The organism is Candidatus Eisenbacteria bacterium, from assembly GCA_013140805.1.
Classification (GTDB): Bacteria; Eisenbacteria; RBG-16-71-46; order RBG-16-71-46; family RBG-16-71-46; genus JABFRW01.
In genome coordinates this window covers 1-9040 of sequence record JABFRW010000154.1, presented here as the reverse complement: position 1 = coordinate 9040, position 9040 = coordinate 1, and the positions used below count along the sequence as shown (strand labels likewise).

At 68.1% G+C, this 9040-nt stretch carries 10 protein-coding genes and 1 tRNA gene; 8 read left to right on the top strand and 3 right to left on the bottom strand.

Going from position 1 to position 9040, the window contains the following annotated elements:
* From HOP12_12135 to HOP12_12110, 6 genes are all read left to right on the top strand, one after another.
* On the top strand, window positions 1–1220 hold a 1220-nt coding region (locus HOP12_12135), incomplete at its 5' end, for a SpoIID/LytB domain-containing protein (protein ID NOT34903.1).
* Between the two features lie 100 nt (window positions 1221–1320).
* Window positions 1321–1397 (top strand) — tRNA-Asp (locus tag HOP12_12130).
* A gap of 343 nt (window positions 1398–1740) precedes the next feature.
* A complete protein-coding gene (locus HOP12_12125; protein NOT34902.1) occupies window positions 1741–1989 on the top strand; it encodes a hypothetical protein in 249 nt (82 codons plus the stop codon).
* Between the two features lie 59 nt (window positions 1990–2048).
* Entirely contained in the window at window positions 2049–2495 is a 447-nt protein-coding gene (gene speD / locus HOP12_12120) for an adenosylmethionine decarboxylase (protein NOT34901.1), read from the top strand.
* A 92-nt stretch (window positions 2496–2587) separates the two neighbouring features.
* Window positions 2588–3517: an agmatinase gene (gene speB, locus HOP12_12115; protein ID NOT34900.1), complete on the top strand. Its 930-nt coding sequence runs from the start codon at window positions 2588–2590 to the stop codon at window positions 3515–3517.
* 58 nt (window positions 3518–3575) lie between these two features.
* Window positions 3576–4760 carry a class I SAM-dependent rRNA methyltransferase gene (locus tag HOP12_12110; GenBank protein ID NOT34899.1) on the top strand — a complete coding sequence of 395 codons (1185 nt, stop codon included), beginning with the start codon at window positions 3576–3578 and terminating at the stop codon, window positions 4758–4760.
* On the opposite strand, the gene HOP12_12105 is transcribed toward HOP12_12110, so the two are convergent.
* From HOP12_12105 to HOP12_12095, 3 genes are read right to left on the bottom strand one after another with little or no spacing between them, the layout of a single operon-like run.
* Window positions 4732–5031: a DUF1844 domain-containing protein gene (locus tag HOP12_12105; GenBank protein ID NOT34898.1), complete on the bottom strand. Its 300-nt coding sequence runs from the start codon at window positions 5029–5031 to the stop codon at window positions 4732–4734. The genes HOP12_12110 and HOP12_12105 overlap by 29 nt on opposite strands.
* Complete coding sequence (gene mazG, locus HOP12_12100; GenBank protein NOT34897.1) at window positions 5028–5840, bottom strand: nucleoside triphosphate pyrophosphohydrolase; 813 nt, start codon at window positions 5838–5840, stop codon at window positions 5028–5030. Before mazG ends, HOP12_12105 begins: the two co-directional genes overlap by 4 nt.
* Before the next feature lie 58 nt (window positions 5841–5898).
* The gene (locus HOP12_12095) at window positions 5899–6489 is read right to left on the bottom strand and encodes a DUF4126 domain-containing protein (protein ID NOT34896.1); all 591 of its coding nucleotides are present in this window, start codon (window positions 6487–6489) and stop codon (window positions 5899–5901) included.
* 140 nt (window positions 6490–6629) lie between these two features.
* Here HOP12_12095 and alr point away from each other — a divergent pair, with 140 nt between their 5' ends.
* Together alr and HOP12_12085 are read left to right on the top strand one after the other, a co-directional pair.
* Window positions 6630–7877: an alanine racemase gene (gene alr / locus HOP12_12090; protein ID NOT34895.1), complete on the top strand. Its 1248-nt coding sequence runs from the start codon at window positions 6630–6632 to the stop codon at window positions 7875–7877.
* Window positions 7878–7884: 7 nt separating this feature from the next.
* A partial coding sequence (locus tag HOP12_12085) for a phosphopentomutase (protein NOT34894.1) occupies window positions 7885–9040 on the top strand: 1156 nt, incomplete at its 3' end.

Here is a 9040-nt window from a genome sequence, read left to right as displayed (position 1 = left end):
CACCTCGGCCCGCACCCGAGCCGCTGCCGATCCCGGTGCCGGGCGAGCCGAGCCTCACGATCGGGCTCGCGTGGGATCTCGATTCGCTCACGCTCGATCCGCTCGGAGAGGCTGACATCGACGGACGCGAATCCGTGGTACTTCCCGAGCGTGGCTGGGTGCGGGCCGAGGTGCGCGCAGGTGGCGTACGTCTCGACCTGATCGGCGCCGAACCGCGCACCCGCCCGATGGCGGCCGGGGAGACGCTGTGGGTCAGACCGCGCGCGAACGCGGACGGCGAAGCGGGACTCACGCGCTGGAAGGGGCGGACGTGGCGCGGCGACCTCAAGTTGTTCCGCAATGCGCGCGGAAAGCTGACACTCGCGACGCGCGTCCCGCTCGAGACCTATCTGCTCGGCGTGCTGCCCTACGAGATCGGGCCGCTCGCCGACAGCCTGCTCGAGGCCGGCCGCGCTCAGGCCATCGCGGCGCGCAGCTTCACGCTCTACTACCTCGGGCGGCGCGGCATCGAGGGATTCGACCTGTTCGGTACCGTCGAAGATCAGGTCTACGGAGCCGTCGACGGCGAGAAGCCGCTCGCGACACGCTGCGTGAGCACCACCTCCGGCCAGGTCGCCGAGAGCGAGGGCGAGCCGGTGCGCGCCAACTACAGCTCGACCTGCGGCGGAATCAGCGCGGAGGTGTGGGAGGCGTGGCCGGAGCCCGCGCGCCGCTATCTCACCAGCCATCTCGATCGAGGAACCGGAGCCGACTACTGCTCGGCCTCACCGCACTACCGCTGGCGCGAGGAGTGGACGGCTGCCGAGTTCCTCGAGAACCTGAGGCGGTTCGGGCCGGGTCATGCCATCCGATTGCCGAGCGGCGGGCTCGGGCGGCTGCTCGACGTGCGCGTGCACTCGCGTTCGACTTCGGGCCGGGTGTGGCGTCTCGACATCGTGACGAGCCGCGGCCGCATCGAGATTCCGGCGCATTCGCTGCGAATGGTGCTCAGGCGGGGCGGAAAGCCCGGCTCGATCCTGCGCTCGACGCTGATCAAGCTCGACGTCCGCCGCGATCCGGCCACTCGCCGTGCGCTCGCCGTCGTCGTGAGCGGAGCCGGCAACGGCCACGGGGTCGGATTGTGCCAGACCGGAGCGCTCGGGATGGCTCGGCTCGGAATCGCCGGCGAGAACATCCTGCGTCACTACTACCCGGGATCGGCGATCCGGAAGCGATATTGAGGTTTTGGCCGCGCGACTCGTTGACACTCCGGGGGTCGGTCAGTATTCTGCCGCGGCTCGAAGCGTCGGGTGTCGCTCCTCGCGACCCACGCCGACCCGCGGGGTTGTAGTTCAGTTGGTTAGAACGCCTGCCTGTCACGCAGGAGGTCGCGGGTTCGAGTCCCGTCAACCCCGCCATTTTCCCTTTTGTCGCACCGACTCGCCGGAGGCGGGTGCGTTTCGCCCGTTTCCGCGTCGCGAATTTGCGCCGCTGCCGGGCCCGGGCCGCCGGGAAACTCGAGTACCTCGAACCGGCAGTTCATGCCGTCGCATCCAAGCGCGCCAAACGTCAGCCCGGGCGTCGGTTGGGGCGCCGCATTTCCCATTGACGGGGGGGGCGCGCTCCGTATACTGCCGGTGCTTTTTCCTGACTGCACGCGTCTCGGCCGTCTCGGACGCACTCAATTCCGCACACGGGACTCGATCGGCTCACGAACGGGACGCGACACAACACGCAGAGTTTCTTCGATCCGAGGTTGCCATGCTCAAGAAGAGAGGCATCGACGACAACGATTTCGGCGGACTCCCCGACGACGAGGTGGATGACGTCGGCGACGAGGAAGAAAACGAGATCTACGGAGACGAAGAGGCCGACGACGAATTCGAGGACGACGACGAATTCGACGACGACCTCGACGACGATGACGACGACCTCTACGAAGACGGCGACGACGGCGACTTCGGAGAGGATGAAGACCTCCTGGGCGGTGCGTCCGAGGAGGAGGAGTAGCTCGACGTCTCACGAACTCAGGCGACCGGTCACCCGGCGCCGGGGAGGACCCCGATACGATGAACGGTTTTGGTCCGCACCTGATGCTGGACGGCTATGGGTGTGATCGCAAGAAGCTCGAAGACTTGAACGCGATCTACCGCATCCTGGACGAGCTCCCTGCGCGCATCGGTATGACGCGCATCATGCCGCCCTACGTTTTTCGCTACAGCGGATTGAAGCCGGAGGATTGGGGGATCTCGGGATTCGTTCTGATCGCCGAGAGCCACATCTCCATCCACACGTTTCCCGAGAAGAAGTTCGTGAGTGTCGACATCTTCTCGTGCAAGAGCTTCGACGCCGAGTTCGCAACCGACTATTTCAAGGAAGCGTTCGGCATGGAGAAGGCCGAGACCAACGTGCTCGACCGTGGCACCGAGTTCCCGAAGGAGCTCAACGGCGCGGCCGGTATGGTGCGGGCACAACGCCGACGCATTACCCGCCCGGCAGCCGCTCGTCACGCCTGAGCCTCGCGGCGAAGTTCACGCTTCATCAGCCAGCTGACGCGTTGGGCCCTTCCCTCGTGGGAGGGCCCGACGCATTCCGGGGGACCTCCAGCATGACGCAGCCCGACTGGCCGAGCGGACTGCCGTACAACTTCGGCGGACTCGAGCCCGAGTTCTCGGCGCTCGAAACCGCGCGTGCGGTGGTGCTGCCGGTTCCCTACGACTTCACGACCTCGTACCAGGGTGGCACGCGGCTCGGGCCGGCGGCGATTCTGGCCGCCTCGCGAAACATGGAGCTGTGGGACGAGGAGATCGGGCCGATCTACCGCCACGGAATCGCGACACTGCCCGAACTCGAGCCGACGGCCGCGGGGCCTGAGGCCATGGTCGAGCGCGTCGAACGCGCGACCGAGTGGATCCTCGAGCAAGGCAAGCTGCCTGCGATCCTCGGCGGCGAGCACAGCATCACGACCGGGGCGATTCGCGCCGCGAAGCGTCGGTGGCCGGACTTGAGCGTGCTGCAGATCGACGCGCACGGCGACATGCGCGAGAGCTACCTCGACTCGCGCTTCAGCCATGCGTGCGTCATGCGCCGCATTCGCGAACTGGTGCCGGCCACTTCCGTGGGGATCCGCTCGATCAGCGAAGAAGAGGCGGAGTATTTCGCCGCGCACCCGCTGCCGATCTGGAGCACGCGCGGCTTCCGGGCACTCGAGCGCGACTGGAGCCCGATCCTCGACGGCCTGAGCCCTCACGTGTTCGTGACCTTCGACCTCGACGGCTTCGATCCTTCGCTGATGCCGGCGACGGGCACCCCGGAGCCCGGTGGACTGGAGTGGTTCGAGACCGTCGACCTGCTGCGCGCCGTCACCGAACGGCACCGCATCGTTGGCTTCGACGTGGTGGAGCTGGCGCCGATGGCGGGTCAGACGGCGTCCGACTTTCTTGCCACCCGACTGGTCTATCGCCTGATCGGACTCGGACTCGGATTGAAGCCCGCGAAGACTTCGCCGGGTGGACTCGCGGTGTCGCCGCGCACCTGACCCGAGGGGTTTCCGGGCTGAGAGGCGCCGCGGCGACACGCGCGACCATGGGGGAACCGTGACCGAAGCGATCGCGCAGCTGCGGCTGCAACGCAACCAGGACCGCCGCGTGCGCGGCGGCCATCCGTGGATCTTCAGCAACGAAGTCGCCAGCGTGGAGCCCGAGCCGCGCGATGGCGGATTGGTCGACGTGCTCGACGATCGCGGCGCGTTCCTCGGCCGTGCCTACTACAATCGCCACAGCCTGATTCGAGCGCGCGTGATGACGCGCGGCCGCGACCCGATCGACGTGGACTTCTTCGCGCGGCGCCTCGAGCGCGCCCTGCGCTATCGGGAGCGAGTGGTTCCCGGGCTTGCGGCCTATCGACTGGTGCACTCCGAAGCCGACCAGCTCCCGGGGCTGGTGATCGACCGCTATGGCGACTGGCTCGCGGTTCAGATCACCACGCTCGGCATGGAAGCGCGGGCCGACCTGTTGCGCGAGGCGATCGAACGAGTGCTGTCGCCGCGGGGCGTGATGCGAATCGCGGACTCGCCGCTGCGGCTGCTCGAGGGCCTGCCGCTCGAGCGCTCGGTGTGGTGGGGTGACGTGCCGGAGCGAGTGGAGCTCTCACTCGACGGCTTCGCGGTCGAGGCGGACCTGCACCACGGGCAGAAGACCGGGCTGTTCCTCGATCAGCGCGAGAACCGGCGCTGGGCCGAAGAACAGGCGGCCGGCCTGCGGGTGCTCGATCTGTTCTGCTACCAGGGCGAATGGACGCTTCTCGCGCTGCGCGGAGGAGCCGCGGAGGTCGTCGCGGTCGATTCCTCGGAACCCGCGCTCGCGGCGGCAGCTCGCAACGTGGCGCGTCACGGCGGCGCCGAGCGCGTGCAGTTTCGCCGCGGCGACGTGTTCGATGAGCAGCGCGCGCTGCTCGACGCGCGCGAGCGCTTCGGGCTCGTGATCCTCGACCCGCCGGCGCTGATCAAGTCCAAGTCGCACCTGGCGGCGGGAGCGCGCGCCTACCGCGAGCTGAATCGCGGCGCGATGCAGATGCTGACGGAAGGCGGGACGCTCATCACCTGTTCGTGCAGCCATCATCTCGACGACATGCTGTTCCGTCAGGTGCTGCTCGAAGCCGCGCGCATGGCGAAGCGGCCGTTTCGCGTGCGCGCGTGGGCGGGCGCTGCGGCCGATCATCCGCAGCTGCTCGCAGTGCCGGAGACCCACTACCTCAAGTGCGCGGTGCTTCAGGCGCTGTAGCGCCCTTCTTGATCTCGTCGAGATAGTTCATCCGCATCTCGGTCAGGACCTGCTGGAGCACGCGCGCCTCGTCGGGCTCGAGGTTTCCGCGGGTCCTCGCCTCGAGCGCCTCGATCAGATCGATGGTTTCGCGCGCCGCCTCCAGATTGCGCTCGAGCTTGCGCGTCATCGGATTCATGAGCTTGCCGAGCGCCATCATTCCGGACTGCTGGAGCGAGAGCACGAGCTGCAGGAACAGCGCTGCGTGGCGTGAAGGCAGGGTGTCGGTCATCGGTCCGTGGGCCGAGCCGCGAGTGCGCGCTTGGCCTCCTCCCAGAGGGCGTCCATCTCTTCGAGCGTCGCTTGTGACGGCGTGCGCCCGCCCTCAGCGAGGCGCTGCTCGATGTGGTGAAACCGATCGCGAAAGCGGTGGCTCGCGGCGCGCAGCTCGCGTTCGGGGTCGACCTTCAGCTTGCGCGCGAGATTGACGACCGAGAACAGCAGATCGCCGACCTCGCGCGCGAGTGCGGGCGTCGTGTCGCCGCCCACTTCGGCTTCGATCTCGGCGATCTCCTCACGAACCTTGGCGAGTGCCCCGCGTGCCTCGGGCCAGTCGAAGCCGACCGCGGCCGCTTTCTCCTGAATCCGAAATGCGGAGACCAGCGCCGGCATTCCCTTGGGCTGTTCTCCGAGCAGCGAGACGTGCTCGGGTCGCGAACCCTTTTCGGCCTTCTTGATCTCCTGCCACTGGCGGTAGGCGCCCTCGCCGTCTTCGACCGTTGCGTCTCCATAGACGTGCGGATGGCGGCGGATCAGCTTGTCGGACGCCAGGTCGAGAGCGGCCGCGAGACCCAGCGGAGAGCGCTCGCCGAGCAGCTCGAGGCAGAAGATCGAAAGGAACGCGAGATCTCCGAGTTCTTCCGCGATGTCCTCGGGTTTTCCCGAGCCGACCGCATCGCTCGCCTCGGCCGCTTCCTCGATCAGGTACGGCGTCATCGATTCGAGCGTCTGCTCCCGGTCCCACGGGCACCCGTCGGGGCCGCGCAGACGCCGGCACACTTCGAGGAGTCGGGCGAAGGCCTGCGGATCGCGTTCGTTCACGTCGCGCAGGATAGCGAAGCGCGGCCGCGGATCGAAACCTGCGACCGCGGGCGGCAGATCACGGCCTTGTGGCGAGCGGCCGGGCAGCGTCCTGCGGGCGCCGTGACGCGCGGCGAGTGACCCACGCCAGGACCAGCAGCACGCCGATCAGCGCGACGATCGGCGCGAGCAGCGCCAGGGCGGTGCCGAGCAGCGCGAGCGCATCCTCGGCGAACGAGAGCAGCGGGTTCGCGGTTCCGAGCGTCAGTGCGCTGCTTCCGAGCCGCGCCTTCGCCTTGACGCCCTGCACGCCCAGCGCGAAGCCGCCGAGCGTAATCGCGATCAACGCGCTCCAGGGCTCCGGCACGCCCTGAAGCAGCGCGAACGAGCCGAACGCGGCCGCGAGCGGTCGCACCGCGAGCCCGACGGCGTCGAGCACGTGATCCACCACCGGGATCTTGTCACCCAGAATTTCGGCCAGCGTCGCGACACCGAGCGAGATCAGCGCGACGTCGCTTCGAAGCCAGCCCGTCGCCTCGTGAAGCGGAAGCGCGGTGAAGCGTGCCACCAGTCCGAGGGCGAACAGCGGCAGAAATGCGCGCAATCCGCAGGTCGCGGCGATCACCACACCGGATGCGATTGCGAGAAGCGTGGCCGGCTGAAAGTCCAACGTGCGCCTCCAGGTTCGAACGAGCTCGGCAACGCGGGGAGCTTCGTTGCCCGCCTCGAATGAGGTGGCTATGCTACCAGCCCTCTGTCCGCGCACGGGTGTCCGCCCGTTGCGCGCGACCTGCGTTCCGGAGGTTCCGCGTGCCGATGCCGGTCTCGACGTGGGTCGAAGTCGACCTCGATCGCTTCTCCCACAATCTCGAGTCGGTGCGACGGCGAATCGGCTCGGAGCGCAACCTCCTGCTGGTCGTGAAGGCCGACGCTTACGGGCATGGGGCGGTAGAGGTTGCGGCGGCGGCGGCCGACGAAGGGGTGGCCGCACTCGGGGTTGCGACGCTCCACGAGGGCATTCAGTTGCGACGCTCCGGCAACCGGCTGCCGATCCTGGTGCTCTCGCCGCTGCTCGAAGCCGAGATCGGCGAGTCGCTCGCGAACGATCTCGAACCCTCGGTCGGCGATGAAGCGTTTGCCCAGGCCCTGTCTCGAATGGCAACGGACACCCGGCGCCCGGCGCGGTTTCACGTCGAGGTCGACACCGGCATGGGACGCACCGGCGTGCGTTTCGACGTCGCGGCCGACTTCATCGCGCGCGCCGTGGCACTCCCGGGGTTGCGACTCGCGTCCGTCTACACGCACTTCCCGGACGCGGATGGCGAGGACCTCGCCTACTCGAGATCGCAGCTCGATCGGTTTCGCGAAGTCCTCGCGGAGCTCGAGCGACGCGGAATCGCGCCACCCCGCGTGCACGCCTCGAACAGTGCCGGCACCATGAACCTGGAGGACGGTCACTTTGACTGGGTGCGAGTTGGGCTCGTGGCCTATGGGCATCACCCGCCGCGCGACTCGGCGCATCTCGATCTGCAGCCGGTGATGGCTTTCAAGAGCCGCATCGTGCAGCTTCGCGACCTTCCGCCGGGTGACACGGTCAGCTATGCGCGCACCTGGACGAGCACGCGTCCGAGTCGCATCGGCGTGGTGGCCGTCGGCTACGGACATGGCTACTCGTGGCTGCTCTCGAACCGCGGGCACATGCTGGTGCGCGGGCACCGTGTACCGATCGTGGGGAGGGTCACCATGGACTTGACGATGCTCGACGTCACCGACCTCGCCGACGTCCAAGTCGGCGACGAAGTGGTGCTGTTCGGTGAGCAGGGCGATGTCCGGCTCCCGATCGAAGAGGTGGCGGCCGGCAGCGAAACGCTGCCCTACGAGATCATGTGCACGATCGGCAAGCGGGTGACGCGAATCTTCGTGCGAGGTGGCCGACCGGTGAAGCTGACTTCGCTGGTGGGAGAGAGCGAAGCGTGGACCCACCAGGCCGCGGATCACTTTCGCATGCGCGACGAGGCGCTCGCCGCCGCGCGCGCCGCACGCGGTGAACCGTCGTGAGGTGCCCATGCGCGTCGTTCTGATCGTGCTCGACGGCGTCGGCATCGGAGCGCTGCCTGACGCGGCCGACTACGGCGACGAGGGGAGCCACACGCTTCGGCACGTCGCCGAGGCGGTCGGTGGACTGCGGCTGCCCACGCTCGAGCGGCTGGGCCTCGGCTGTATCGAGCCACTGCGCGGCGTGCCGGCGCGCGTGGATCCGCGCGCCGCTTACGGCCGCATGGCCGAACGCTCGCCGGGCAAGGACAGCACAACGGGTCACTGGGAGATCGCGGGGCTGGTGCAGAAGCGCGCGTTTCCGACCTATCCGAACGGGTTTCCGCCCCGGCTGCTGGAGGCGTGGTGCGAGCGCACCGGCCGGGGATGGCTCGGCAACGTCGCCGCGTCCGGCACCGAGATCATCGCGCGGCTCGGCGAAGAGCATCAGCGGACCGGAAAACTCATCGTGTACACTTCGGCCGACAGTGTTTTCCAGGTCGCTGCCCACGAAACCACGGTGCCGCTCGATCAGTTGTACGCCGCCTGCGGCGCGGCGCGCGGGCTCCTGGCCGGGGAGCACGCGGTGGGACGCGTCATCGCGCGGCCATTCGAGGGAGCACCCGGCAGCTACAAACGCACCACGAATCGTCGTGACTTCTCGCTGGTGCCGCCGCACGCAACACTGCTCGATCGGGTGGTGGAGCGCGGCGAGCCGGTGATCACGGTCGGCAAGGTGGACGATCTGTTCGCGGGACGCGGCGTGACCGACGCGCTGCACACGAAGGACAATTCCGAAGGGGAGGAGATCCTGCTCGATCTGCTTCGACGTCCGGGCCGCGGCCTGGTGTTCGCCAATCTGGTCGACTTCGATCAGGCCTACGGACATCGCAATGATCCGGTCGGCTTCGGGCGCGCGCTCGAGCAGTTCGACGATCGGTGCGCGGAGCTGCTTTCGCACCTGCGCGATGACGAAATCCTGATCGTGACCGCCGACCACGGCAACGACCCGACCACGCCGAGCACCGATCACTCACGCGAATACGTGCCGCTGCTGGTGAGTGGGCCGCGCGTGCGCGCGGGCCGCGCACTCGGCACCCGCGAGACGTTTGCAGACCTCGGCGCGACGATCGTCGAGTTCTTCGGCGCCGGGCCGCTGCCCGCCGGGGAAAGCTTCCTGCGAGAGG

Excerpts from the sequence above, each read along its gene's own strand:
- HOP12_12125 (NOT34902.1), top strand. The coding sequence starts at position 1,741 with ATGCTCAAGAAGAGAGGCATCGACGACAACGATTTCGGCGGACTCCCC.
- speD (NOT34901.1), top strand. The coding sequence starts at position 2,049 with ATGAACGGTTTTGGTCCGCACCTGATGCTGGACGGCTATGGGTGTGAT.
- speB (NOT34900.1), top strand. The coding sequence starts at position 2,588 with ATGACGCAGCCCGACTGGCCGAGCGGACTGCCGTACAACTTCGGCGGA.
- HOP12_12105 (NOT34898.1), bottom strand. The coding sequence starts at position 5,031 with ATGACCGACACCCTGCCTTCACGCCACGCAGCGCTGTTCCTGCAGCTC.